The following is a 25,103-nucleotide window of genomic DNA, read 5'->3' on the forward strand; positions in this document are numbered from 1 at the left end:
GTCTGCAGCTATTCAGGTGATGCCCGCCTGTGATGCGCTTTGCCGCGGGACGCCGCCATTGCGCTCTCAAGCACCCTGAAGATGTGCTCATCCCCGCACTGGGCAACGTTGAAGCGCATGAAGCGGCCGGCGGTGTGCGACAGGCTGAAGGCGTTGCCGGGCGCCAGCACGACATTGGCCGAAAGCGCATGGCGCGCGACATCGGCGGCGTCGATATCGTCGGGGAGGCGGCACCAGAGGAACATGCCGGCAGGCTGGTCGATCCAGGGTACGATGCCCATCGCCTTCAGCCGGCCGGCGGCCTCGGCCATGGCGCGCGACAGGCGGGTGCGCAATTGATCGACGTGCTTGCGGTAGCTGCCGTCCTTCAACAGGGTCAGCACCAGTTCGGCGGACAGCCGCGCACCGCCGAATGTCGTGGCGATCTTGAGATCGGTCAGGCCTTCCATCCAGTCGGGTGGCGCTGCGATGAAGCCGCAGCGCACCGAGGCCGACAGCGTCTTGGAGAAGGAACCGATCTGGACGACGCGCTGCAACCCGTCGAAGGCCGCGAGCCTTGGGGCAGGGCTATGCTCGAAGTCGGCGAAAATATCGTCCTCGACGATGGTGAGGTCCGCCTGGTCGGCAAGCTTCAGGAGCCGATGCGCGGTGACCGGCGACAGGATCGCGCCCGTCGGGTTGTGGATGCCGGAATTGGTGATGTAGAGGCGTGGCCGGTGCTCGGCGAGCGCCTCGGCGAAGAGTTCGATGTCCGGTCCCGAAGGTGTGTAAGGCACGCCGACGACCTTGGCCTGGTGGGCGCGCAACAGCGCGTGAAAGTTGAAATAGCAGGGATCGTCGACCAGGACCGCATCGCCGGGCTCGATCAGGAAGCGACACAGAAGATCGATCGCCTGGGTGCCACAATCGGTTAACATGATTTGGTCGGGCGAAACCTCGATGCCGTGACCGGCCATGCGCCTTGCCAGCAATTGGCGTAAAGGCGGCAGGCCGAGCGGCGTGCCGTAATCGGCAAGCGCCACGTCGTCCGCGCGGGCGGCGGTGCGCAGAGCCCGGCGCAAGGCGGCCTGCGGCATCCAGGACGCCGGCAGCCAGCCGCAGCCAGGTTTCAGCATCTCACCTGCTTCCAGCGATTGCCTGGAAACCCAGAGTGGGTCGACGGCGCGGTCAAGCCGAGGGCCGATCTCGGCCAGCGACAATGGCGCAAGCTGGCCGGCGGCATAGAAACCGGAGCCCGGGCGCGAACGGATCGTGCCTTCCGCCGCGAGGCGCTCATAGGCTTCGACCACAGTCGACTTCGAAACCTGCATGGATTTGGCCATGGCCCGTATCGACGGCAGGCGGGCTCCCGGTGTCAGCGTGCGCGCCGCGATCCGCTGGCGGATCACCGCCATGACGGTTTCGACGAGAGTGGCGCCACTGGCATTTGGGCCGGATACGTCCATCTGTACTTCCCCGCGGACCATTACAGTTTTGTGGAATTGTACCCCATTGTCTCTGGCAATGCCATGTGCCGCACCAGTACGGAAGCGCAAACGGAGCGGATGATGGACAAGAGTTTCAACGGCTGGCTCAACGGCTTCATCGGCGTGCTGATCTTCAGCGGCTCGCTGCCGGCGACGCGCGTGGCGGTGGTGGATTTCGACCCGACCTTCCTGACATCGGCCCGCGCCGCGATCGCCGGCCTGCTCGGGATCGCGATGCTGTTCCTGTTCCGCGAGAAGCGACCGGCGCGAGGCGATCTGGTTTCGCTCGTAGTCGTCGCGCTGGGCGTCGTGGTCGGCTTTCCCTTGCTGACCGCGCTGGCGTTGAAGCACGTCACCGCTGCGCATTCCATTATCTTCGTCGGCCTGCTGCCGCTGGCGACCGCGATCTTCGGCGTGCTGCGCGGCGGCGACCGTCCGCGCCCGGCCTTCTGGTTGTTTTCATGCCTGGGCAGCGCGCTCGTCGCGGGTTTTGCCTTGTCGCAAGGCGTGACCGCGTCACCGGTCGGCGACGGCTTGATGCTTGCCGCCATCATCGCCTGCGGGCTGGGCTACGCCGAGGGCGCGGCGCTATCGCGCAAGCTCGGCGGCTGGCAGGTGATCTGCTGGGCGCTAGCGCTGTCGCTGCCGGTCATGCTGGCGCTGAGTCTTGCGACGCTGCCGCCGTCCTTCGCCAGCGTTGGCTCCGGCGCGTGGATCGGTCTCGCTTACGTCTCGCTGTTCAGCATGCTGATCGGCTTCGTGTTCTGGTATCGCGGCCTGGCGCAGGGCGGCATCGCCGCCGTCGGGCAGTTGCAGCTCTTGCAACCCTTCTTCGGCCTGGCGCTGGCGGCAACGCTGCTGCATGAGCGGGTCAGCCCATTGATGGTGGTCGTCACGCTTGGAGTGGTGGTGTGCGTGTTCGGGGCGAAGAAGTTTGCAAAGCCGGGTCCGCCATTGCGCGCAGCCGAGCGATGAGGGCGTTGCTTCCTGTTCAAAACTTCGTCACCACACCGATGCCGATGCCCTCGAAGCCGCCCATCGCCATCAGAGCAGCCGGCGCCTCCTCGAGGCTGATCCTTTTGCCCACCAGCAATTCGGGTTTCAGCTTGCCGGTGCGGATCATCTCCATCATCGCGGAATAGCGGTAGGCCTGCATGCCGTGGCTGCCGAGGATTTCGAGCTCGAAGGCGATCACCTTGTCCATCGGCACCTGCGGGCGGGAATGCTCGCCCAGCATCAGCCCGACCTGAACATGGCGGCCGCGCCGGCGCAAATTGGCGATCGAGTTGAAGCATGTCGTCGGGTGGCCGAGCGCGTCCATCGACATATGCGCGCCACCATTGGTGATCTGCTTGACCGCCTTGACCACGTTCGGCGTCGTCGAGGCATTGATCGTCGCCACCGCGCCGATTTTTTGGGCGAAGTCCAGCTTCTCGTCGGTGAGGTCGATGGCGATGACGTTGGCGCCCATGGCGCTGGCGATCATGATGGCCGAGAGACCGACGCCGCCGCAGCCATGCACCGCAACCCATTCGCCCGGCGTCACCCGGCCCTGGTCGACGATGGCGCGGAAAGAGGTGACGAAACGGCAGCCGAGGCTGGCGGCGGTGGCGAATTCCATCTCGTCGGGAAGGCGCACCAGATTGGTGTCGGCATGCTCTATGCCGACATATTCGGCGAACGAGCCCCAGCCGGTGAAGCCAGGCTGGGTCTGATGCTCGCAGACCTGGTGATTGCCCGATGTGCATTCGAAGCAGCGGCCGCAGCCGACGGCGAACGGCACGGTGACGCGGTCGCCTGCCTTCCAGCGGCTCACCTGCTTGCCGGCAGCAACGACGACGCCCGCCAGCTCATGTCCCGGAACATGGGGCAGGGTGATGTCGCTGTCATGGCCCATCCAGCCATGCCAGTCGCTGCGGCAAAGGCCTGTCGCCTCGACCTTGATGACGACGCCATCGGCCGCCGGCTTCGGGTCGGGAACGGTCTGGATCGTCGGCGCCTCGCCGAATTTTTCGAAGACGACAGCTTTCATGGGAGTGCTTTCATATGTTTCAGTTCAAAAGACAGTACGGGTGAGGTGTCCGAAGCTAAGTTGGCGATGGTGGTTGGTCGAGAAGTGGCTGCCGCTTGCGAAACCACTCGTCGGCTTCGGCGTCCCAGGGCCATATGCCCGAGGTATTCGGATACACGAGTTGCATGACGCGGAAATCCGCACCGTCGTAGAACCAGATGTCCCAACCGAAATGTTCGGGATATTGGTCCGGATGAACGGAGCCGAACTGACAGTCAAAGCCGCCGCCCAGGAAACCTGACGCTCGCTGTCCGATGCCGAACTTTTCGCCGTTTCGCACCCGCCGGCAATATTCGTTGATGATGCTTTGGGAAAGCTCTGGTTTCAGCCCGATAATGACCAATTCGGGAACCTTGAAATTGTGCTCTATGCCGACCGAATAGGCGAACGGCGGATGCTCGTCTTCTGCCAAGACATACAAGATGTGGCAGCCATACGCCTCAATGTCGGCGAGCGCCTTTGCCTCGTCTGCATCCTTGGCTTCTCTATTCGGCATCGATCTGGTTCTGCGGTGCCGCCTTCTGGAAGGCGGGAAGCGCCATGCAGGCGGCGTGGATGCGCGAGATCTCCGGGTAGGGCGCCATGTCGATGCCGAAGCGGGCGTTGTTGGTGACCTGGGCGGCAAGGCAGATGTCGGCGAGCCCCGGTGTCTCGCCATGGCAGAATGTGCCGGTCTCAGGCGACGAAGCCAGCAGCTTTTCAAGCGGCTGGAAGCCTTCGTTCACCCAGTGCCGGAACCAATTGACGACGTCGTCGTCGCCGGCGCCGAACAAGCTGCGCAGCGAGGTCAGCACACGCAGATTGTTCACCGGATGGATGTCGCAGGCAATCATCTGCGCCAGCATCCTGACGCGGGCGCGCCCCAGCGCATCCTTGGGCAGCAGCGGCGGCTCCGGCACCGTCTCGTCGAGATATTCGATGATCGCCAGCGACTGGGTCAACAGTGTGCCGTCGTCCAGCACCAGCGCCGGCACCAGGCCCTGCGGGTTGACCGCGAGATAAGCGGGCTCGAGATGTTCGCCATGGCGCAGATGGTGCGGCACATAGGTGTAGCTCAGCCCTTTCATCTCCAGCGCGATCCGCACCCTGTAGGAGGTGGAGGAGCGGTAGTAGTTATGAAGGACGAGATCGCTCATCGGATCAGGGTCTCGGCTGGCCGATGGCCACCTCTATGGCGCCTATGCCGTCGACGCCGCCGGTGATCCTGTCGCCCGCCCGAACCTCGCCGACGCCGGCCGGCGTGCCGGTGAAGATCAGGTCGCCTGGCCGAAGCTCGACCGCCTCGCTGCAGATCGAGACGACATCGGCGACCGGCCAGATCAACTCGGCCAGGTCGCCGTCCTGTTTCACGTCACCGTTGACAGCGAGCCAGATGCGGCCCTTTTCGGGATGGCCCGACTTCGCCACCGGAAGCAGGGGACCGCAGGGCGCGGACTGGTCGAAGGCCTTCGACCAGTCCCAGGGGCGGGCCGCCTTCTTCGCCTGGTCCTGCAGGTCGCGGCGGGTCAAGTCGACGCCGACGCCGTAACCCCAGACATGGGCAAGCGCCTCGGCGCGGGCAATACGAAACCCAGCCCTGCCGATCGCCACGACCAGCTCGATCTCGTGGTGGAGATTGGCGGTCAAAGGCGGGTAGGGGATCTCGGCGCCGCTGTCGACCACCGCGTCGGCCGGCTTGGTGAAGAAGAAGGGCGGGTCGCGCTCGTCATTGCCGAGCTCGCGCGCATGCGCCGCGTAGTTGCGGCCGACGCAGAAGATGCGGCGCACGGCAAACCGCTCCGCCGAGCCGGCGACGGCAACCGAAGCAATCGCTGGCGGTGGAAGGACGAATTCTGGCACGGGCTGCCTCTGTGTTGGCATGAATCGTCCGCACCTTCGGCCGATTTCGACGGGCGGGCAAGGCTCTATGACCTCGAACACATTGGCCCTGTCGTTTCAGTGACAATGCCGTGTAGTTGGGCGATATACTATTTGCCAATAAGCTGACCATGGTCACGGGACTATCCTGTGCCCGACAAAACCGAACCAATGCCCGAACTTGTGCAATGACCGCCGTCAACGAGCGCGCCCGCTTCCTGATCATTGACGACCATCCGCTGTTTCGCGAGGCGCTGCATAGCGCCGTGCAGATGGCGTATCCGGATGTCGACACTGTCGAGGCGCGCTCGATCGCCGAAGCGATCGATCTTCTCGCCGACGCAAAGCCATTCGACTTGGCGCTTCTCGACTTGAGCATGCCCGACGTGCACGGCTTCGAAGGACTGCTGCAGCTCAGGACCCGTTATCCGCGCCTGCCGGTGGTGATCGTTTCGGGCTATGAGGAACCCAAGATCATCTCCGAGGCGCTTTCCTACGGCGCCGCGGGTTTCATCCCGAAATCGGCAAGGAAAAGCGATCTCGCCGCCGCCATCCGCTCGGTGATGGACGGCGCGGTCTATGTGCCGGAAAATTACGAAGGCCAGTCGCCGGACGCCGACAGCACCGACCGCGCCGACATGGTACAGCGGCTGGCGACGCTGACGCCGCAGCAACTGAGGGTTTTGCAAATGCTGCGCCAGGGCATGCTCAACAAGCAGATCGCCTATGAGCTGCAGGTGGGCGAGACCACGGTCAAGGCGCACGTCTCGGAAATCCTGCGCAAGCTCAACGTCTACAGCCGCACGCAGGCGGTGATCGAGGTATCGAAGCTGGACAATGCGGAGCTGTTCAGGGATCAGACCGGGTTTTGAGCGTAGTTTCTATAGCGGTTCACCGTTTCACGGAAACGGCGAACCGCTCTATCTCTTTGTTTTGACGCAATTCCGGACGGAAAACCGTTACACACTTTTCCTGGAATTGCTCTAAGCCAGCAGATGCGCCAACAGCGCGCGCAGCTGCGCGGGCTTCAGAGGTTTGCGCATGAGCTCGATGCCGGCGGCGCGGGCGGCCTTGGCGACGAGCTCCGAGCCGTCTGCCGTGACGATCAGCGCCGGCACGGGGCGACCGAGATAGTCGCGCACTTCGGCGATGGTTGCGGTGCCGAGATCGCCACCGTCAAGATGCTGGTCGGCGATGACGATGTCGGGCACCCAGTCGGTATCGCCGATCAGGTCGAGAGCGTCGTCCGTCGAGGTAGCGGCACGTACCAGGCACTGCCAGCGCTCGAGCAGCGAGGTCATGGCGCTCAGCACGTCGGTGTCGTTCTCGACCAGCAGCACCTTGGTGCCGAACAGGCCGTAGCCGCGCGGCCGCTCCATGTCGGCGGCGCCTGCGGCCGGCTCGGCTGCGGCGCTCATGCCGACCGGCACGTCGATGTGGAAGATCGTGCCGCGCCCGACCTTTGAGGAGAAGGTGACGGGGTGGCCGAGTGCGGCCGCCATGCGGCGCACGATCGCCAGGCCGAGGCCCAGCCCGCCCGCAAGTCCTGCCTCGGTCAGGGTCGAGATGCCGCGATGGAACTCCTCGAACACCGCCTCGCGCTGGTCGTCGGGAATGCCGCAGCCGGTGTCGGCGACGTCGATGCGGATGATGTCACCGCGATGCCTGGTGCCGACCAGCACGCCGCCGGAGCGGGTGTAGCGCAGCGCGTTAGAGAGGATGTTTTGCAGGATACGGCGCAGCAACGTACGGTCGGAACGCACGACGACATTGACCGGCCGGAATTTCAGCGACAGGCCCTTGTTCTGCGCCTCAGGCAGGAAATCCGAGCGCAGCGAGGAAAACAGCGCCTCCAGGCTGACGTCGACGATTTCCGGCTGGACCACGCCGGCGTCGAGCTTGGAGATGTCGAGCAGCGTGCGCAGCAGGTCTTCCATCGTCTCCAGCGAGCGCTCGACCTGCCGCACCAGTTTCTTGCCTTCCGCACTGGTCTGCACTTCGGCGAGCGCCGAGACCGACAGGTGCGCGGCGTTGAGCGGTTGCAGCACGTCGTGGCTGGCGGCGGCGAGGAACCTGGTCTTGGAAAGATTCGCCAGCTCGGCATTTTCCTTTGCCGCGCTGAGCTCGATGTTCGACCGCTCGAGCCGGCGCAGCGTCGTATGCAACTCCTCGGTGCGGGTGCGCACCTGGTTCTCCAGCGAGATCGCGGTCTGGAACAAAGAGAAGGCGTTGACCTGCTGGTCCATCGAACGTTCGACGCGGCTGACGAGAGCGGCGTTGATCTTCTTCAGCTTCTCGAGGTCGTCGATATCGCGAAGCGGCATGGCGGTTCACTCGGCCGCCCGACGCTCACCGAAGGCGATGCCGGTGAAGGTCTGGTTGAGATGCATCGAGCGGTATTGCTCGCCATAGGTGCCGAAGCCGATGACGTTGTTGGTCCGGTAGAGCTCGGAAATATCGCGGAAGACCTGGCGGTTGCGCGCGTCGAGCCGGCGCAGCACGCAGTCGAAGCCAAGCACCATGTCGATACCGCCGAGCTTGCGCTCGACATCCAGCAAGGCGGCGCGAGTCGCTTCGACCATGTTCTTGGGCTGGGCGATGGATAGAACGACGCCGTCGTCGATGGCGCAGAAGAAGGACAGCGAGCCGTCGGCATGCATCCGCTGGATCGAGCGGCAGTAATATTCGCCGCCCACCTTCACCACGACGGGGTGCGAGGCAAAGCTTAAGGGTGTCAGCATCTGCGGCACGATGCCGACGGAGGCGGCATATTCCTCCGCAGCGTTGGTGGCGTTGAATTCGCGCACGATGCGGTGGTCGGGATCAGATTGAGTGACCACCAGCTTCTCGTCGGTGGGAATGAAATTGTCGGTCTTGAAGACGTGGAAGGGAATCTCGGTCGCGATCAGCACGACGATGGCGCTGTCGGAAGCGACCTTGCCGTTCGAGATCAGACTGGTGGTCTCGAATTTCAGGTTATCGCCGGCCGAACCGCCGATCAGCGGAATGTCGTCCAACCCCCAGTGGATGGCCGAGGTCACCGCTTCCTCGGCATAGGACAGCCCGTCGATAAAGCAGAGCGCGAAAGTGTCTTTGGCCCGCCCAGGTCCGACACGGTTGCGCAGCGAACGTCTCAGCTCGGCAACCTCGCCGGTAATCCGGTCCATGCTCGACGAAGAGAGGTTGTCGACCATGATGCTTGCCGTCGAAAAGGACGCGGTAGGAAGCAGCAGTGCAAGGACATGGCCTTCCTCGAGGCCCTGAGGGGTGATTTCACCGGCGGTCGAGCAGCCGGCATAGTCAAGCGAGGGTGCATGTGTCTTGAGCGCTTCCGACAGGCCGGCCGCATCGACGAGGCTCTGGGAAAAGAAAAGCAACGCAAAGCCGGCGTCCATGGCTGCGGCCTCCGTCGCGACCATCCGGGCGAAAGCGTTCGCGTCGGGCTCATCCGTGGTGAGCGCCGAAAGGCCGCAAGCATAGCGCGTCCGTGAACTGGCCAGCGACTTCCTCCCTGCATTTCCTCCGACGCTTTTTTGTGTGCGTTCAGCGCGCTTGCGTCGAAAGGCATTGTTGTCTTCAACCGTCATTTTGGCAATGGGCGGGCCTCGTGCTGCGTGACCGAAAGTACAATATGCGGAGTTTCGGACGAACTGCATTCTCGCAGCGTGGCGCTTTGGGGGCACTTCTTCCGGTGCATTATACGGTATAGGAATAGCGGATAGCCGGGGCAGCCGGGCAATAACCCGCGCCGGGACTACCAAGGTAATACCTAGGGAGGATTCATGTCGGACATATCGTTGACGGTGAACGGAAAGCGAGTCAGCGGCGTTGCCGAAGACCGAACGCTTCTGGTTCATTTCTTGCGGGAGAATCTCGGTCTCACCGGGACGCATGTCGGTTGCGACACCTCGCAATGCGGGGCCTGCGTCGTGCTTGTCGACGGCAAGGCTGTGAAGTCCTGCACGATGCTCGCGGCGCAGGCCTCGGGTTCGAGCGTCGTGACGATCGAGGGACTGGCAAACGGCGCTGACCTGCACCCGGTGCAGGCAGCCTTCAAGGAGCACCACGGTCTGCAATGCGGCTTCTGCACGCCGGGCATGATCATGGCGGCGACAGACATAATCGCCCGCCACCCGCAAGGCCTCGACGAGGCCACGGTGCGCGCCGAGCTCGACGGCAATATCTGCCGCTGCACCGGCTACCACAACATCGTCAAGGCGATCCTCGCCGCATCGCAAGCAATGGCGAAAGGGTCCAAGGGCAAGGCCAGGCAGGCAGCTTGATAGGGAGTAAGGGAATAGGGGAGTAAGGGAGTAAGCAACTTGGCGCTTATTTCCTACCCCCTTACTCCCCTACTGCCCTATTCCCCTAAATTCCGGAGGAATTTCTAATGGGTATCGAAGGTGTCGGCGCCCGCGTGGCGCGCAAGGAAGACAAGAGGTTCATCACCGGTGGCGGCCGCTATGTCGACGACATGGTGGTTCCCGGCATGAAGCATGCCGTGTTCGTGCGAAGCCCGCACGCGCATGCCGAAATCAAGAAGATCAACGTGAAGAACGCGCAGGCGATGCCGGGCGTCGTCGGCGTTCTGACCGGCAAGGAGCTCAAGGCCGACGGGATCGGCAATCTCATCTGTGGCTGGATGATCCACTCCAAGGACGGCACGCCGATGAAGATGGGCGCCTGGTCGCCGCTCGCGGTCGACAAGGTGCGCTATGTCGGCGACGCCGTCGTGATCGTCATCGCCGATACCAAGGGCCAGGCGCGCGACGCCGCGGAAGCGGTCGAAATCACTTACAAGGAACTGAAGGCGGTGGTCGAGGCGACCAAGGCGCTCGAAAAGGGCGCGCCGCAGGTCCATGCCGAGGCCGAGAACAATCTCATCTTCGACTGGGAACTCGGCGACGGCAAGGCAACAGACGCCGCAATCAAGTCGGCCGCCCATGTCACGCGCATGAAGATCGTCAATAACCGGCTGGTGCCGAACGCAATGGAACCACGCGCGGCTCTGGGCCACTACGACAAGGCCGAGGACCACTATACCTGCTGGACGACCTCACAGAACCCGCATGTCGCGCGGCTGGTGCTGAGCGCCTTCTACAATGTCGCACCAGAAAACAAACTTCGAGTGATCGCGCCGGACGTCGGCGGCGGCTTCGGCTCCAAGATCTATATCTATCCGGAGGAGATCGTCTGTCTCTGGGCGTCGAAGAAGACCGGGGTTCCAGTCAAATGGGTCGCCGACCGCACCGAAAGCTTCCTCTCCGACGCGCATGGCCGCGACCATGTCTCGACGGTGGAGATGGCCTTCGACAAGGACAACCGGATCACCGGCCTCAAGGTCGACACAATAGCCAATCTCGGCGCCTACATGTCGCTGTTCTCGTCCTGCGTGCCGACCTACCTCTATGCCACGTTGCTGTCGGGCCAGTACGACATCCCGGCGATCCACGCCAATGTGCGCGCCGTCTACACCAACACGGCACCCGTCGACGCCTATCGCGGGGCAGGGCGGCCGGAGGCCACCTATGTCCTCGAGCGCATGATGGAGACCGCCGCGCGCGAGCTTGGCGTGTCGCCGGCGGAACTGAGGCGCAAGAACTTCATCACATCGTTCCCGCACCAGACGCCGGTGATCATGAACTATGACGCCGGCGACTATGGCGCCTCTCTCGACGCGGCGATGAAGGCTGCCGACTATGCCGGCTTCGCCAAGCGCAAGGCGGACGCCGCCAAGCAGGGCAAGCTGCGCGGCATCGGCATGAGCTGCTACATCGAGGCTTGCGGCCTTGCGCCGTCGGCGGCGGTCGGTTCGCTCGGCGCCGGCGTCGGTCTGTGGGAATCGGCGGAAGTGCGCGTCAATGCGGTCGGCACGATCGAGGTGCTGACCGGCTCGCACAGCCATGGCCAGGGCCACGAGACGACCTTCGCGCAGCTGGTCAACCAGCGCTTCGGCGTGCCGATCGATTCGGTCTCGATCGTCCATGGCGACACCGACAAGGTGCAGATGGGCATGGGCACTTACGGGTCGCGCTCGGGCGCCGTCGGTATGTCGGCCGTCGCCAAGGCGCTCGACAAGGTCGAGGCCAAGGCCAAGAAGATCGCAGCGCATCTGCTCGAGGCGGATGAAGGCGACATCGTCATCGAGAATGGCGAGGTCAAGGTCGCCGGCACCGACAAGAGCCTACCCTGGTTCCAGGTCGCGCTTGCTTCCTACACCGCCCACAACCTGCCTGCCGGTATGGAGCCGGGCCTGAAGGAAACGGCCTTCTACGATCCGTCCAACTTCACCTTCCCGGCCGGCTGCTACATTTGCGAGGTCGAGATCGATCCGGAAACCGGCCTGACGGAAATCGTCCAGTTCGTCGCTGCCGACGACTTCGGCAACATCATCAATCCGATGATCGTCGAAGGGCAGGTGCATGGCGGTATCGCGCAGGGCGTCGGCCAGGCGCTGCTCGAAGGAGCGCATTATGACGCCAGCGGCCAGCTTTTGACGGCAAGCTACATGGACTACACGATGCCGCGCGCCGACGACCTGCCGTCGTTCAAGGTCTCGACCTCGAACACGCCATGTCCCGGCAATCCGCTCGGCGTCAAAGGCTGCGGCGAGGCCGGCGCCATCGGCTCGCCGCCGGCGGTAATCAACGCCATCACAGACGCGCTCGGCGTCGTCGATATCGCCATGCCGGCGTCGCCGTCGACCGTGTGGTCGGCGATCCGCGCGAAGAAACACTGAAAGAGCGAATAGCGAATAGGGAGTAGCGAATAGAGGAAAAGCGCGATGCGAAGGGATGGGTCCTATTCGCTATTCGCTACTCGCTATTCGCTTTTTTCCCGAAGGGAGGAAGACAAATGTACTCAGTCAACTACCATCGCGCCGCCTCGGTCTCCGACGCCGCCAAGCTGTTGAAGAGCGGCGATGCCAAGCTGCTCTCCGGCGGCATGACGCTGATCCCCGCCATGAAGACGCGGCTTGCAGCGCCCTCCGACCTTGTCGACGTGTCGAGGCTGAAGGAACTGCAGGGCGTCAAGGTGTCCGGCAAGACGGTCACCATCGGTGCTGCGACGACGCATTATGAGGTCTCTGCCGACGAGAAGCTGAAGAAGGCCTGCCCGGCGCTCGCGCATATGGCCTCGCTGATCGGCGATCCGGCGGTACGCTACAAGGGCACGATCGGCGGCTCGATCGCCAACAACGATCCGGCGGCCGACTATCCGGCGGCGCTGCTGGCGTTGGGAGCGACCATCGTCACCAACAAGCGCGAGATCGCCGCCGACAAATTCTTCAAGGGCCTGTTCGAAACGGCGCTGAAGGACGGCGAGATCATCACGGCGGTGACCTTCACTGCGCCCGCCAAGGCCGCCTACCAGAAATTCCGCAACCCGGCATCGCGCTACGCGATCGTCGGGGTGTTCGTGACCAAGGGCAAGGATGGCGTGCGGGCAGCAGTGACCGGCGCCGGCGACGACGGCGTCTTCCGTTCCAAGGAAATCGAGGCGGCGCTGGCGAAGAATTTCGACGCCTCAGCGCTCGATGGCGTCAAAATCTCCGCCAAGGGTTTGATGAGCGACATCCATGCTTCCGCCGACTACCGCGCCAATCTGATCGCAGTGATGGCGAAGCGCGCGGTGAGCGCGGCCAACGCCTGAACACTCCGTCCTGAACGAAAGGAAGGGCCGCCGTAGCGGCCCTTTTTCCTGTGTATTCGCAACTGGTTGGCCGGAATTACCTGAGAATTCACGTCTTCGCACTTGCACAAGATTATCCCGCATTGCAAAATAAATGCGGCGGGAAACGGAGCGGTTCCGGGCGCGGCTGTCCGTGCCGGGGCTTCGAGTTGCGAAGGGACGGGTATGACCGACATCTCCGCGACGGCCGGTGTCCTGCCACGGGCCGCAGCCGACAGAGCGGCACGGACAAGGCTGGCCTATCTCGACGGCTGGCGCGGCCTGTCGATCGCACTGGTGCTGATCGGCCATTTCTTTCCCGTCCCCGGCATCAATCTCGGTGTCTTGGGCGTCGAGTTCTTCTTCGTGCTCAGCGGCCGGCTGATGGGCGAGATCCTGTTCATCGAGCGCTTTCCGCTGAAGAAATTCTTCAAGCGCCGGTTCTCGCGCATCTATCCGGCACTGCTGGTGTTCGTGATTGCCGCCATGATCGGCCTTTCGGGCACCTTCATCGCCTTCAAATGGAAGGCGGCGCTGACGGCGCTGACCTTCACCTACAACTATGCCGGCATTCTCGTTAACCGCGCCGGCGCGCTCGACCATATCTGGTCGCTCGCCATCGAGGAGCATTCTTATGTCATCCTGGCGCTGATCAGCGTGGTGGTGGCAGGGCGCGCCACTGTCGTACGGCTGCTTGTGGCATTGTCGCTGCTGGCAATGGCCAACGGCGCCATCTCCTACTGGCTTCTCGGCATGGACTACGAGACCAGCTACTGGCGCACCGACGTGCATATCGCCTCGATCCTGCTTTCGGCGGCGATCTGCCTGCTCAAGGCCGATGGACGGCTGCCGGCATTCCTCAGGAACCAGCATGTGGCGCTGGCGGCGGCCGCGGGCGCGGTCCTGCTGTTCCTCGATCCGGTGTCGACGCCCGTGCATTATCTACTGGGCGTGCCGTTGCTCGCGCTCGCCGTCAACACGCTCGACTTCGCCGGTGGCTATCTGACCGGATTGCTGTCATCGCGGCCGATGGTGATGCTGGGGCTGTGGTCCTACTCGCTCTATCTCTGGCAGCAGCCCTTCTACAAATTCGTCTACGATCGGGACGTCACACCGATCCCGATGCTGGCCGCGGTCTTCGCCTGCGCGCTGGCAAGCTACTACATCGTCGAAAAACCCGCCCGCGGCTGGCTCAACCGCAACTGGTGAGCAGAGCCCGTCCATTCCGATAAATCGGGATCGTTCCTTTCGGGATCATGCTCCAGGTCAAGCCGCCTTGCCGGTCTTCCGCGCGGCGAGATAGCGGCGAAGGCCGGCTTCGCCGCGCGGAGTGGTCCAGCGGTGGTTCCAGGCAAAGGCCGGCCTGAGCAGGGGCGCGAGGAGTTTGAGGATCGGCCTTTCCACGATAACCTGCCAAGTGAGCTTCACATGCGTGCCGGTTCCGGACGGCGACAGTTCGGCCCGCCACAGGCCATCGAAATCGCCGAAGGTCTTCACCACTACCAGCCTGCCCGGCTCGAGCTCGGCGGCCTCGATGATGAAGTTCAGCTCGTAGGGCAGGGCGCCTCGCGCCCTGGCTCTCGCCCGCGATCCGACGACGCCCTTGCCTCTTTTGTCCAGCGGCTCGACTTCCTTGTAGGCATCGCCCCACCAGAGCGGTAGCAATTCGGCGTCGGACAAAACGTCCCACACTTCCTGCGGCGTCCCTTCCGGGATGTCCCAGCTCTCGTCGAAACGGAAGACGTTGCTCGGCATGACGGTCGCCCCCCTTGTGGCGAAAAACCGCTTACATTAGCGGCGACTGTTTTATCGTGCTAGCGCCTCTCGCTGCCAGGGAGCGTTTTCCGTTCTTTTGAAATCGAAAAACTCACTCCGACTGTTTTGTTTCGATTAGATTTGGCTGCAAAATGCCCTAGTTGATTTACTCGCCCCAATGCACTTCAAGAACCCGCATGAGCAAGCCTGATCCCGACGAAGTCTCCCGTCAATTGGCTGCCCGATCGCTCGCCAACGACGATCCGACCGGCTGGTTTGAGGAGCTCTATCGCGCCGCGGAAGCCGGCGAGGCACAGGTGCCATGGGAGCGGGCAGCCCCCAATGCATTGCTTGCCGAATGGTTGGCCAGCAGCGATGGCCATGGCAAGCGCGCCGTCGTCGTCGGTTTTGGCACTGGCCAGGATTCAGAGTTCATCGCCTCTGTCGGCTATGACACCACTGCCTTCGAGGTTGCCGCCACCGCTGTCTCGGCTGTGCGGCGGCGTTTTCCGAATTCGAGGGTCGACTATGCCAAGGCCGATCTCCTCGCCCTGCCGGCTCAGTGGGTCGGCCGCTTCGATCTCGTCGTCGAGTGCCTCACCGTGCAGTCTCTGCCGCGCCCGCTACGCGCCCAGGCAATCGCTGCCGTTGTGAGCCTCCTCGCTCCGGGCGGCAGGCTGATCGTTATCGCCACCTCGATGTCCCCCTGCGGCGACATGAACGCAGGTCCGCCTTGGCCGCTGACCGAAGCCGAGATCGGCATATTCAGCAAGCCCGGAATCACTATCGTGAGACAGGAACATTTCCCCTTCGCGGACGGCTTTGGACGGTGGCGCATCGAGTTCGCGCGTGAAAGTCTGTAGAGCGGTTCAGCTTTTCGCGGAATCGCTACTGCAGTTTCCTGAAATTGCCCTAGCTGGTGACGGGTTTGGCGTAGTAGCGCACCGACTTCTTGCCACCATGGATCACGGCATCGCCCACCTCTGTGAAGCCGAGCGCGGCGTGGAAGGCATCCGAGGCAGGGTTCGGCGGATCGGCATTGACCTCGCAGGTGACGATCGTGTGGCCGGCGCGCCGGACATGCTCGAACAGATCCTCGTAGAGGCGGCTTGCATGGCCGCGGCCGCGCGCTTCGGCGGCGACCACCACTCGGTCGACATAGACGAAGCGCGGATAGCGCTCGCGGAACCACACAAAATTCGGGCTGTCGTAGCGGGCGTCCTGATCGAAGCACATGATGAAAGCTTCGAGCGCGCCGATGCGGCGCGTGTAGAATGCCTGTCCGATCAGGAACGACAACCGGTCCGGCTCCAGCCAGGACAATTCGGCGGCATGCTCGTTGTTGAGAACGAGAATGGCCGCCTCGTCGGCGGGTGAGACGCGTTCGATCGGCGGCCTATCCTTCGACATAGTCAGTTCCGGCATCAGGCCCTCGCGGCCGCGATCGTCGCCGCCACCAGGGCCTCGTCGGTCACCGTATTGCGGTATTCGCGATCGAGATCGTTGCCGCCCATGCCGACATGCGGATTGCGGTAGCGCATGGCGCTCGGCACGTCGGCGAGAGCGGCGAAATGCATTTCTCGCAACCCGGTTCGTTTGCCGACTTCACCTATGTTGTCGGGCGCCAGCGCGCCGCAACCGAGGATGATGATGCGTTCGCCGGCCTGGCGAACGAGCCGCGCCAGCAGGGTGACGCCTTCCAGCGCCGTATCGCGCTGGCCGCTGGTCAGCACACGGCCGACCTTGCAGCGGATCAGCGCTTCGAGTGCCTCGGCCGGATCACGCGTCATGTCGAAGGCGCGATGGCAGGTGACGTTGAGCGGGGCGGCGGCGCGCACCAGTTCGCTCATGCGCGCCTCGTCGATGGCGCCGTCGGCGGTCAGGCAGCCAACGACGACGCCCGCCACGCCAAGGTCGCGCAGGGCTTCAACATCGGCGAGCATCGACCGGTATTCGGCCTCGCTATAGAGAAAATCGCCGCCGCGCGGACGCACGATGACATGGAATGGGATGGTCGCGCGTTCGAGCGCGGCGCGCACCGTGCCGAGGCTCGGTGTTATGCCGCCTTCCACGAGGCTGGCGCAGAGTTCGACCCGGTCGGCGCCGGCGGCCTGCGCGGCAAGCAGCCCGTCAATGCCTTCGACGCAGATTTCGATCAGGGGTTTTGGGGCGTCGGTCACCGGCATCCATCCATGTTGAAGAGAGAGCGCAGCCCTAGCATTGGGGTGATTGCGGCGAAAGGCGCATCGATCGGTCCAGCACTGGAGCATGTCACGTCCAGGCGTCCAAAGACCGTTGACATCAATAACTCTATGGTTATAAATAAATCCATAGCTGACAGGTTATTGATCGGGTGGGCGAATCCGCGAAGGAGAGCTTTGAGCCCGGCCAGAGATCCCTGCAACAGCCTGGCAGCGGCATGTCTTGGCTCTTGAGACATTGTTGGAGAAACCGGACAAGGAGGATGCAGTGAATGACATCGGAGAAAGAACGATGGCAACCGAGACCAAATCGATCCTTGTCGAGCGGCTCCTTCCGCACGCGGTCGACAAGGTGTGGCGCGCGCTGACGTCTCCGCACCTGGTCGCCGAGTGGCTGATGGAGAACGATTTTGAACCCATTGAAGGCCACCATTTCACTTTCAGCGCGAAGCCGGTGCCCGGCTGGTCAGGCGTGGTCAACTGCGTGGTGCTGAAGGTCTCGCCACCGCGTCTGCTCGTCTACAGCTGGGGCGACGGAAGTGAGTCCGACAGCGGCTTGAAGACCATTGTGACTTGGTCACTGACGCCCGAGGGGCCGTCCACGCGGGTGCGGATGGAGCAATCCGGTTTCAGGCCGCAAGACGAGCCCGGCTACAAAGGCATGGGAAGCGGTTGGCCACGCATCCTGGAGCGGCTCGAGCAAGTCGCGGCTGGGCAGGGCTGACATTTCCGGCGTTGCGCCTGCCGAAGGCGCGCAACAGCAAACCAGACCTGAACCCTGATGTAGCGCATTCCAGGGCTTGTAAAGACACGTCCAAAGGAGATGGACTATGGAAGCCAGATTGAAGAACCCGGTGATGCTCATCCCCGGCGCCCTGCAGGCGCTGCTGGCGCTGGACAAATCGACCGAAGCCGCCGAGCTGCCCCATGTGACACGCAAGCTCATCCACCTGCGCGCCAGCCAGATCAACGCCTGCAGCGTCTGCGTCGACATGCACGCGCGCGAGCTCAAGAAGGCCGGCGAGAAGGACGAGCGGATCTTTGCCGTATCCGCTTGGCGGGAAACGCCCTACTTCACCGGCGCGGAGCGCGCCGCCCTGGCGCTGACGGAGGCCGCGACGCGATTGGCCGACCGCTCGGACGCCGTGCCCGACGACGTCTGGGACGAGGCAGCTCGCCACTATGACGACAAGGCGCTTGCCGCGCTGGTGATCCAGATCGCGCTGATCAACGCCTTCAACCGCCTGAACGCGCCGACCCGGCAGCCGGTGGGCGCCTGGGGCTGACATGGATGATCGGGCGTCCGCCTTGGGGCGGCGCCCGACCGCGGACAGCCGAGCCGTTGCCTGGCTACTGCTTCAAGATCGTATTCTTGGCGCCTTGTTCGACCTGGTCGATCACCAGGAGCTTCACCGGATCGGTGCCGATATTGGTGGCCTGGTGCCATTGCCCGATCATCTCGACGATGAAATCGCCGGTCTTGTAGGTGTTGCTGCTGCCGGTCTCGACATTGGTGACCTTGAGCGTGCCTGCCTCGACATAGGCGTAACGCGGGAAGGGGTGCTTGTGGACCGGGAGCGTCGCGCCGGGCGCGATCTGATAGGCTGAAACCTGAACATCGACATTCTTCTGCGGCAGCGTGATTGGCTGGCCGGAAGCGGTCGTCGTCTTGGACGCCAGCGGCGTCACCACGACAGGTGTGCCGGAACTGTCCAGCGCGTTGGCGGTGCCCGAAGAAAGCGCTGCTGCCAGGAGCAGCGCCGATGCCAGGACATTGCGCACGATTTCCTCCCAAAATGGTCGGCAGAATCGCGCAGGCCTCATCCGCGCGCAAGTGGGAGGCGGCATGATCAGATCGTGCCCAAGCCCTGCTGGCGATCCTTGAACGGTGCCGGCCATCGCCACGCGCCAGGTTCTTGATACACCGGATTCATCCCCTAATTATTCCGTGGGCGCCGTAGTCGCGGATTGCTTGGGGGCAGCGACGGTTTGCGACGTTCTGACCGCTTGTCGCGGAAGGACGGCCGGGCCGACGCAACTTTGGAGGCTCCCGTGCGTCGATTCCCTCGATCCAGCTTGGCATATTTCGCATTCGCTTGCTCGATCGCGATGGCTTGCGCGGGGCCAGCAGCCGGCGGCCCGCGCGGCGGAGGGCATGACGCTGGCGACCATCAAGGCGATGGCGGCAATCATGACGAAGGCGGCAACGGCGGCCCGCACAAAGGACCTGCCGGCGATCCCGTCGGCGACATTAGCGACCCGTTGTCGAACGATCCGCCGCCGAACGATGACGGGATCAGCACCACTACAACGGCGGCAGCACCGTCAACTCCAGCCGCCACTGCCGACCCGCCCGCAGGCGGCGGACATTCGCTCGACCTTCCGCTCGCCTTGCAGCCTGCCGAAGGCGGCATTGTTCCACCAGCGGTTCATCCAATCGAAGTGCTGCCGGGCGTCCCGGATAGCGTCGTTCGCGCCTGCCATGACGCGGTCGTGCAGGCCGCCGCCTCATTTGGCGCGATCAGTGTGGGCGTCAGCAGCGCAGGTTCCATACATCGGTTAAGCCGGACTAAGATGTCGGCCCCGATTCAGGTCAGCATCGACTATGTGCGCGACGGCAACGTCGAGACGCGTCAGGCGGCGATCGGATGCGAATTGAACGCTAAAGGCAACGTGATCGGCCTGACATAGCGTACGGCCACGTCGTGGCCTTTCCCTGCCTTCGCCGTGTTGCGAGAGGGGCGCGGCAAAGACCAGAGCCTTTACCGTGGGCCCGTGAAGTCGTCTGGAACTCAGTCCAACGTCGGGCGGCTCGGCCGGAGGGAAAACGGAAGCGTGATAGAACGCACGCGGATCACCCGCGAATTGCGAACTTTGTTGCGCGCAGTCTTCTGGCTGACAGCCTTTACCTTGCCTGCGCCGGCCGATGCGCGGCCAGAGCGCGGCTTCAGCGGCGGATCAATCTGTGCTTCGCGGCTTTCGGCCCTGAGCTTGTCATTATCCGCGCGCACTGCGGCCAGCTCGCGGGCGAGAGAAACAGTCGCTTCACGTTGGTTTTCCAGAGCCTCCTTGAGCCTGATGGCTGCCTGCCCCAAAAGGTCTCGGGCTGCGTCGCGCTCGAGGCGGGCTTTGTCGAGGTCCTCCTGGGCCGAAACTGCCGAAGCGCGTTCTCGCCCCAGAGCCTGCGCCGTCTCGGTTGCAGTCTGCTCGGCATGCTCTCTCGCCGAGACGGCCCTGGCTCGTTCTTGTACAGCTGCATCGCGCTCGATGCGGGTTTTGTCGAGGTCCTTCTGGGTCGAGGCTGCTGAAGCGCGTTCTCGTGCCAGGACCCGCGCCGCCTCGGCCGCGGTCTGCTCGGCACGCTCTGTTGCCGAGACGGCCCTGGCTCGTTCTTGTACAGCTGCATCGCGCTCGATGCGGGCTTTGTCGAGGTCCTTCTGGGTCGAGGCTGCTGAAGCGCGTTCTCGTGCCAGGACCCGCGCCGCCTCGGCCGCGGTCTGCTCGGCACGCTCTGTTGCTGAGACAGCCTTGGCTCGCTCCTGGTCAGCCGCGTCGCGCTCGACGCGAGCTTCGTTGAGATCCTTGCGGATCGAAGCCGTTGCAGCCTGTTCCCGTGCCAGGGCCTGCGCCGTCTCGGCCGCGGTCTGCTCGACACGCTCTGTTGCCGAGACCGCCTTGGCTCGCTCCTGGTCAGCCGCGTCGCGCTCGACGCGAGCTTTGTTGAGATCCTCGCGGATCGAAGCTGTTGCAGCCTGTTCCCGTGCCAGGGCCTGCGCCGTCTCGACCGCGGTCTGCTCAACCTGCTCCCGCGTTGTGGCTGCACCGGTCCGTTCCCGCTCGGCCGTGTCCGCGACCGCGGCCTTGGACAGCTCCATTGCGGCGATGTCGCCACGAAGGTCCTTCGATTTCCGGCGTTCCTCGTCAAGCATTCCGCTCGCTTGCGCCAGCGAAGCCTCGGCCTTGGCGCGATCCTGGGCGGCCTTGGCCTCAAGCTGTTCAATTTGCGCCCGCGCTTGCGATAGGTCTCGCGCCATCCGTTCGGTTTGCTGACGCTCCAGGCGAGCAGCGGGCATCTGTATGAATGCGTAGTTGAGGGTCTGGCCCGCCAGCGCGCGGGCGTCTTGCGCAATTCGCCGCAATGCGTCGAGCGTGTGGGCTGCCGCGAGTTCGTTGCGCAAACGCTCCTCGCTGGCTTTGCCGGCGGCTGCCATGCTTGTCCTCAGCGCGTCGATCTGCTTGCGCGACTCGGAGAGCGCGCTCTGCAGAGAGGCGCTCCTGGCACGCTCTTCTTCCGCAGCTTGGTGCTCCTGGCTGGCCAATTCCCTCGCAGCGGATGCCTGAGCAAGAGCCGCCTCGACTTGCGCCTTGGCGGCCGTAGGATCCGGTCCAGGCAATTCGACATTCGTGCGCCCATCTTCCTGGGCTGGTTCATGCACACCTGACGCAGCATTTGCCGGAAGCTCGACGGGGCGCGAAGGATCGGGATGGTCCAGGACCTGCGAAATGATGGGGACGTTCTCGACCAAGTTTTGTCTCGTCATCGCGTAACCGAGCGGCACGGCCAGACAGATTGCGGCAACACCCAGGCGTAACGCGACACTCGTTGGCCTGTGAACGCGGGGAGGCGAGGCCATAGCGAAGCTGGTCGCCGAAGCGAAAGCATTGGGCTGCACCCCAGGCGGGCTCTCGCCTGCCTCGGACGTCGTGTCGAAATCGAAATACTCGTTTCGCAACCCGGACTGCCGATCGTCGAGATCATCCTGAGGTCTGCCATCAGGGGCCGGGGGCACGGCAGCCTGGGACGAAGCAGGCTTGGCTGCAAGGTCGGCCGGGCGGTCCCAAGCCCAAGAAGCCTCATCGAGGGGAGTAATCCTGCTTTCGCTCAGGTACGCATTTGGTATCGCGTGCCGTCGCATAGCGATGAGGATGCGCCGGAGTACGAGACAGACGCCTATCAAGACAAATATCGTCATCCCGCCCAGGAGGGCGAGATCCGTGTTATCTGCGTAAATTCCGGCAAGATGATTTGACATCGCAGTGCCTGTGCGGTCTTCGGTGTAATTTAATCTCGTGAGGCTTTGTGTGCGTCCTCGCCTTGGTGCTGCCTAAAGCTTCTGCCTGCCCTCGAAGCTGTCGCTGCTTCGGGCTCCCAGTGCTGCGCGAATTTGTCATTGCATCGCGCAGCATAGGACGTGCGCCGACAGATGCCCGCGCGGATGATTCTTGCCTGAAACGAAACCAGAAACGCCGTGACCGCCGATTGTCGGCGGCCGAGGACGTGCAGAACTCCGAAAGGCCGGCCCGCGCCTCGCCATCCTCAATGTCCCGAGAGTTCTCCCACGGTGCGTGCCATTCCGCCATTTCGGAGTCTGGACGGTCCATCGTGAGGGTAAGCTAGGTCACGGACCCCGGCGGTCAACCATCTCGGCAGCACTTCGGCCATGCGAAACGGCCATGGTGCCTGCTCTTCACGGCGGGACTGAGTCCTATCTCTCCCTATGGCGTCTTCAGTTCCTCGTCGGCGCCATGTGCTGAAAGAAAGACTCGCCGGGCGAGGGACCCCAATACCTCAAGCCCGGCGAGAGGTTACTTCCTGATCCCCCGATCAGGACCGATGGGAGGAGCACCGGCAATCTCTTCGATGCAAGACAGGTGCCAGCATTTTGGTCCAGAAACGAAACACTCGGAAGGGTGGCCGGCGCCTCTCGTTGGGGAGATTGCCTGAAGTGCGCCGGCCTGGCGGCCTATTAGGTCCGCCGCATATGCAAATCGGCTAACTTACCTCGAAAGGGTATGGTGCGATCGCGGAAGGCACGCCTCCTAACGTGACCCGGTTGCGGACCACGAGACAAATGCGGCTTCGGCGCCGTTGGACAGCGGCGGCCAGCACGCGCTCAGCGCGAGATTGCGCGGCGCGCGGAGGCCGGCCCGGGGCCGCGCATGTAGTAAAGTTCTGGTCGGTAGCTTGGTGCAACGAATTCGCGAAAGGCCGATACCAACCGAGCGATCAAGGTCCACATCGAACGCCCCCTATGACCTTGTGACGGCCGGCGGACATGGCGGCAAAATCCGCGACGCCGATACGGTCGCGAGCGAAGGACCGCTCGAACAAAAGACTGAATGGGATTGGATCGCTGTCACAAGTCTCCATGCGGTCTCGGACGAAAAGAAGGCTATCCCGAGGGCCGTGGCCAAAAATGCTGCGGGAAGGCCAAACAGAACCTTACGCTTCGTCATTGTCCCAACCTCGCACACGCCGGTGTTGATATGGAACAGTGCCTAAATTCCCGGCGTGCCTGAAATTACGACCGCAAGAACCGTGCCACGCTTGCAGTCGAACGAAGGAACGATTTCCGGCGACATCACGGACCAATGTCCCACCGTGATATCAGCGGGCAGGGACGTCGGTCGCAGGGTCGAATGCCACGTATGGCCCTTAGCCGGTTCATCAGAAATTGCTAAGACTCGCCGACTTCGGGGAGTGTCGTATGGATCCGCTGCGCATTTACCTAGAGGCCAAGCGCTGGGCAGACTCGGTAGCGCCGCCGCCTAGATACAATCCTTTGCTGGCAGGTGCGTTTGGGGCGACGATAGCCGGTGGCGTGGTCGCGATTTTTTGCTGGCTTGTCGGCAGCAGCCACATGACAGGGGCGACCATCGTCACGATGATTTTGGCATTCGCTCTGCCGTACTTCCACCTGCGGAGCAAGGACTCGAACAATGCGGGGGCCTTTGCGTCAGTATTCAGCATCCTATTGGAACTGGAGAGGAAGAGAGAAGCAGGTCGTCCAGAGACCTCTGCCGAAAAATGACCGGCGCCTGTCAGTGGAGGTTGCCTGAAACGCTGGCGCCGGCCAGGGAGTGCGCACGCGCAGCCATAGCTGAGTCCTGACGCAGGGTCACTCGTCTCATTTCAGAACAGATTCCTGGCATCTGTCTTGCACAGCAAGGCTTGCCGGTTGATCCCGGTCCTGATCGCGTACTCTGGTCAGGTAGTAGGCTCGCCGGGCTTGAGGGAGTTGGGGTCTCGCCCGGCGAGTTCCTTCTATACGTTGTCGCTAATGTGACCGGAACACATCCAAAGAACGGCCGGGACGCATCCATACGGACGATGCCTCTCGGCCAGCACAACACAATATGGCCAGACGGCCATCAGCGCGCTTGCGGCGATCCCGACATCCATTGCCGCTCCGTCAGCATCGGAAAAATCCGGAGTTGCCGTGGCTCGCGGCCGAGCTTCCGGCCGCGGAGGCAAAATTCGCCGAGGCCCGGGAACATGATAAGGGGCCAGGGAAGATGATAAATGGGTTGCAAGCGAAGTTCAGGCTAATGCGATGTAGCCCACATTGTCGTCCAAGAGTGACCGTGCCGGCAGAGCGGCAGGATCGGCTTTCCCAGCAAAGTTATCGATGAAATGTTGGCTCCCCGGGCCGGATTCGAACCAGCGACCAACCGGTTAACAGCCGGTTGCTCTACCACTGAGCTACCGGGGAACGGAGGCTCTGATGTGAGTGGCGCAGCCTATAGCAAACACCTTTCGGCTTTGCAAAGCAGCAATTCGCAATTTTTCTCCAGTTTTTCGTGCGGCCATTTGTGGCATCGTTTCGGCGTGCCCACATATGAACGGCTTCACACTGGCGCGGAACAAAGCGGCCGGTTGTTGCCTTTGGTACCGATGACGCAGATGGATCTGGTTTTGAATGACGGCAACTGACGACGACAATGCACCGGCGCGGAAGATCACGGTCTTGGGCCGCGAGTTCGCGATGCCGCGCTCGCGCGGACTGCGGATCGCGATCGGCGTGCTGCTCACCGTCGGCGGGATTCTGGGCTTTCTGCCGATTCTCGGTTTCTGGATGATTCCGCTGGGCCTGTTGGTCCTATCCTACGAATTCACGCTGGTGCGTCGCCACAGGCGGCGCTTCGTCGTCTGGTGGGAACGCCGCCGCCGGCCTGATTGAGAGCCTGCCAGGAGGCCGCCATCAAGCTCCGGCGACGCTGCCGAGGTCGGCCGCAAGCGATCGGCAACCACTTGTCTGCGATGACGCATGGAAAGCGCCGGGAATGACCTGCCGGTGCTTG

General features: G+C 63.2%; 25 protein-coding genes and 1 tRNA gene. 13 read left to right on the forward strand and 13 right to left on the reverse strand.

Annotation, left to right across the window (positions count from 1 at the left end):
- Positions 1 to 8: 8 nt before the first annotated feature.
- A complete protein-coding gene (locus QAZ47_RS17950) occupies positions 9 to 1,445 on the reverse strand; it encodes a PLP-dependent aminotransferase family protein (protein WP_278230250.1) in 1,437 nt (478 codons plus the stop codon).
- Positions 1,446 to 1,547: 102 nt separating this feature from the next.
- On the opposite strand from QAZ47_RS17950, the gene QAZ47_RS17955 reads away from it, so the two are divergent.
- Positions 1,548 to 2,441, forward strand: coding sequence for a DMT family transporter (locus QAZ47_RS17955; RefSeq protein ID WP_278230251.1), 894 nt, complete (start codon positions 1,548 to 1,550; stop codon positions 2,439 to 2,441).
- A gap of 16 nt (positions 2,442 to 2,457) precedes the next feature.
- Here QAZ47_RS17955 and QAZ47_RS17960 read toward each other — a convergent pair whose 3' ends face one another.
- The 4 genes from QAZ47_RS17960 to QAZ47_RS17975 are packed head-to-tail and all read right to left on the reverse strand — an operon-like array spanning position 2,458 to position 5,376.
- A complete protein-coding gene (locus QAZ47_RS17960) occupies positions 2,458 to 3,498 on the reverse strand; it encodes a zinc-dependent alcohol dehydrogenase family protein (RefSeq protein ID WP_278230252.1) in 1,041 nt (346 codons plus the stop codon).
- Positions 3,499 to 3,553: 55 nt separating this feature from the next.
- A complete protein-coding gene (locus QAZ47_RS17965; RefSeq protein ID WP_278202070.1) occupies positions 3,554 to 4,033 on the reverse strand; it encodes a DUF4262 domain-containing protein in 480 nt (159 codons plus the stop codon).
- Entirely contained in the window at positions 4,023 to 4,673 is a 651-nt protein-coding gene (maiA, locus tag QAZ47_RS17970; RefSeq protein ID WP_278202071.1) for a maleylacetoacetate isomerase, read from the reverse strand. The genes QAZ47_RS17965 and maiA overlap by 11 nt, the downstream gene beginning before the upstream one ends.
- A gap of 4 nt (positions 4,674 to 4,677) precedes the next feature.
- Positions 4,678 to 5,376 carry a fumarylacetoacetate hydrolase family protein gene (locus QAZ47_RS17975; RefSeq protein WP_278202072.1) on the reverse strand — a complete coding sequence of 233 codons (699 nt, stop codon included), beginning with the start codon at positions 5,374 to 5,376 and terminating at the stop codon, positions 4,678 to 4,680.
- A 206-nt stretch (positions 5,377 to 5,582) separates the two neighbouring features.
- Here QAZ47_RS17975 and QAZ47_RS17980 point away from each other — a divergent pair, with 206 nt between their 5' ends.
- Positions 5,583 to 6,266: a response regulator transcription factor gene (locus tag QAZ47_RS17980; RefSeq protein ID WP_278202073.1), complete on the forward strand. Its 684-nt coding sequence runs from the start codon at positions 5,583 to 5,585 to the stop codon at positions 6,264 to 6,266.
- A 111-nt stretch (positions 6,267 to 6,377) separates the two neighbouring features.
- Here the strand turns inward: QAZ47_RS17980 and QAZ47_RS17985 are convergent, their stop codons facing one another.
- Together QAZ47_RS17985 and QAZ47_RS17990 are read right to left on the reverse strand one after the other, a co-directional pair.
- Entirely contained in the window at positions 6,378 to 7,718 is a 1,341-nt protein-coding gene (locus QAZ47_RS17985) for a hybrid sensor histidine kinase/response regulator (RefSeq protein WP_278202074.1), read from the reverse strand.
- Between the two features lie 6 nt (positions 7,719 to 7,724).
- Positions 7,725 to 8,789 carry an FIST signal transduction protein gene (locus QAZ47_RS17990; RefSeq protein ID WP_278230253.1) on the reverse strand — a complete coding sequence of 355 codons (1,065 nt, stop codon included), beginning with the start codon at positions 8,787 to 8,789 and terminating at the stop codon, positions 7,725 to 7,727.
- A 387-nt stretch (positions 8,790 to 9,176) separates the two neighbouring features.
- Between QAZ47_RS17990 and QAZ47_RS17995 the strand changes: the two genes are divergently transcribed.
- The 4 genes from QAZ47_RS17995 (at position 9,177) to QAZ47_RS18010 (ending at position 14,274) form a co-directional block, all read left to right on the forward strand.
- The gene (locus QAZ47_RS17995) at positions 9,177 to 9,677 is read left to right on the forward strand and encodes a (2Fe-2S)-binding protein (protein WP_278202076.1); all 501 of its coding nucleotides are present in this window, start codon (positions 9,177 to 9,179) and stop codon (positions 9,675 to 9,677) included.
- 107 nt (positions 9,678 to 9,784) lie between these two features.
- Positions 9,785 to 12,133, forward strand: a complete 2,349-nt coding sequence (locus tag QAZ47_RS18000) for a xanthine dehydrogenase family protein molybdopterin-binding subunit (protein WP_278230254.1) — start codon at positions 9,785 to 9,787, stop codon at positions 12,131 to 12,133.
- A gap of 116 nt (positions 12,134 to 12,249) precedes the next feature.
- Positions 12,250 to 13,047, forward strand: a complete 798-nt coding sequence (locus QAZ47_RS18005; RefSeq protein ID WP_278230255.1) for a xanthine dehydrogenase family protein subunit M — start codon at positions 12,250 to 12,252, stop codon at positions 13,045 to 13,047.
- Positions 13,048 to 13,251: 204 nt separating this feature from the next.
- Positions 13,252 to 14,274 (forward strand): acyltransferase, encoded by a 1,023-nt coding sequence (locus QAZ47_RS18010; protein WP_278230256.1) that lies wholly within the window; start codon positions 13,252 to 13,254, stop codon positions 14,272 to 14,274.
- A 57-nt stretch (positions 14,275 to 14,331) separates the two neighbouring features.
- Here QAZ47_RS18010 and QAZ47_RS18015 read toward each other — a convergent pair whose 3' ends face one another.
- Positions 14,332 to 14,820, reverse strand: coding sequence for an SRPBCC family protein (locus QAZ47_RS18015; protein ID WP_278230257.1), 489 nt, complete (start codon positions 14,818 to 14,820; stop codon positions 14,332 to 14,334).
- Between the two features lie 197 nt (positions 14,821 to 15,017).
- Here QAZ47_RS18015 and QAZ47_RS18020 point away from each other — a divergent pair, with 197 nt between their 5' ends.
- Positions 15,018 to 15,683 (forward strand): class I SAM-dependent methyltransferase, encoded by a 666-nt coding sequence (locus QAZ47_RS18020; protein ID WP_278230258.1) that lies wholly within the window; start codon positions 15,018 to 15,020, stop codon positions 15,681 to 15,683.
- Positions 15,684 to 15,732: 49 nt separating this feature from the next.
- On the opposite strand, the gene QAZ47_RS18025 is transcribed toward QAZ47_RS18020, so the two are convergent.
- The gene (locus tag QAZ47_RS18025) at positions 15,733 to 16,230 is read right to left on the reverse strand and encodes a GNAT family N-acetyltransferase (RefSeq protein ID WP_278233820.1); all 498 of its coding nucleotides are present in this window, start codon (positions 16,228 to 16,230) and stop codon (positions 15,733 to 15,735) included.
- Positions 16,231 to 16,244: 14 nt separating this feature from the next.
- Complete coding sequence (locus tag QAZ47_RS18030; protein WP_278230259.1) at positions 16,245 to 17,006, reverse strand: copper homeostasis protein CutC; 762 nt, start codon at positions 17,004 to 17,006, stop codon at positions 16,245 to 16,247.
- Positions 17,007 to 17,313: 307 nt separating this feature from the next.
- On the opposite strand from QAZ47_RS18030, the gene QAZ47_RS18035 reads away from it, so the two are divergent.
- The gene (locus tag QAZ47_RS18035; protein WP_278230260.1) at positions 17,314 to 17,745 is read left to right on the forward strand and encodes an SRPBCC domain-containing protein; all 432 of its coding nucleotides are present in this window, start codon (positions 17,314 to 17,316) and stop codon (positions 17,743 to 17,745) included.
- A gap of 106 nt (positions 17,746 to 17,851) precedes the next feature.
- Positions 17,852 to 18,307, forward strand: coding sequence for a carboxymuconolactone decarboxylase family protein (locus QAZ47_RS18040; RefSeq protein WP_278230261.1), 456 nt, complete (start codon positions 17,852 to 17,854; stop codon positions 18,305 to 18,307).
- Between the two features lie 64 nt (positions 18,308 to 18,371).
- Here the strand turns inward: QAZ47_RS18040 and QAZ47_RS18045 are convergent, their stop codons facing one another.
- Complete coding sequence (locus tag QAZ47_RS18045) at positions 18,372 to 18,803, reverse strand: cupin domain-containing protein (RefSeq protein WP_278230262.1); 432 nt, start codon at positions 18,801 to 18,803, stop codon at positions 18,372 to 18,374.
- Between the two features lie 294 nt (positions 18,804 to 19,097).
- Here QAZ47_RS18045 and QAZ47_RS18050 point away from each other — a divergent pair, with 294 nt between their 5' ends.
- Positions 19,098 to 19,712 carry a hypothetical protein gene (locus tag QAZ47_RS18050; RefSeq protein ID WP_278202087.1) on the forward strand — a complete coding sequence of 205 codons (615 nt, stop codon included), beginning with the start codon at positions 19,098 to 19,100 and terminating at the stop codon, positions 19,710 to 19,712.
- A gap of 101 nt (positions 19,713 to 19,813) precedes the next feature.
- On the opposite strand, the gene QAZ47_RS18055 is transcribed toward QAZ47_RS18050, so the two are convergent.
- Positions 19,814 to 21,547 (reverse strand): hypothetical protein, encoded by a 1,734-nt coding sequence (locus tag QAZ47_RS18055; protein ID WP_278230263.1) that lies wholly within the window; start codon positions 21,545 to 21,547, stop codon positions 19,814 to 19,816.
- Between the two features lie 1,962 nt (positions 21,548 to 23,509).
- Between QAZ47_RS18055 and QAZ47_RS18060 the strand changes: the two genes are divergently transcribed.
- Positions 23,510 to 23,833, forward strand: coding sequence for a hypothetical protein (locus QAZ47_RS18060; RefSeq protein WP_278230264.1), 324 nt, complete (start codon positions 23,510 to 23,512; stop codon positions 23,831 to 23,833).
- A gap of 606 nt (positions 23,834 to 24,439) precedes the next feature.
- Here QAZ47_RS18060 and QAZ47_RS18065 read toward each other — a convergent pair.
- Positions 24,440 to 24,514: transfer RNA gene (locus QAZ47_RS18065), tRNA-Asn, on the reverse strand.
- A gap of 14 nt (positions 24,515 to 24,528) precedes the next feature.
- Between QAZ47_RS18065 and QAZ47_RS18070 the strand changes: the two genes are divergently transcribed.
- Both QAZ47_RS18070 and QAZ47_RS18075 read left to right on the forward strand, forming a co-directional pair.
- The gene (locus tag QAZ47_RS18070; protein WP_278230265.1) at positions 24,529 to 24,735 is read left to right on the forward strand and encodes a hypothetical protein; all 207 of its coding nucleotides are present in this window, start codon (positions 24,529 to 24,531) and stop codon (positions 24,733 to 24,735) included.
- Complete coding sequence (locus QAZ47_RS18075; protein ID WP_278230266.1) at positions 24,722 to 24,982, forward strand: hypothetical protein; 261 nt, start codon at positions 24,722 to 24,724, stop codon at positions 24,980 to 24,982. The genes QAZ47_RS18070 and QAZ47_RS18075 overlap by 14 nt, the downstream gene beginning before the upstream one ends.
- Positions 24,983 to 25,103: the final 121 nt, after the last annotated feature.

It is taken from the genome of Mesorhizobium sp. WSM4904 (assembly GCF_029674545.1).
GTDB lineage: Bacteria > Pseudomonadota > Alphaproteobacteria > Rhizobiales > Rhizobiaceae > Mesorhizobium.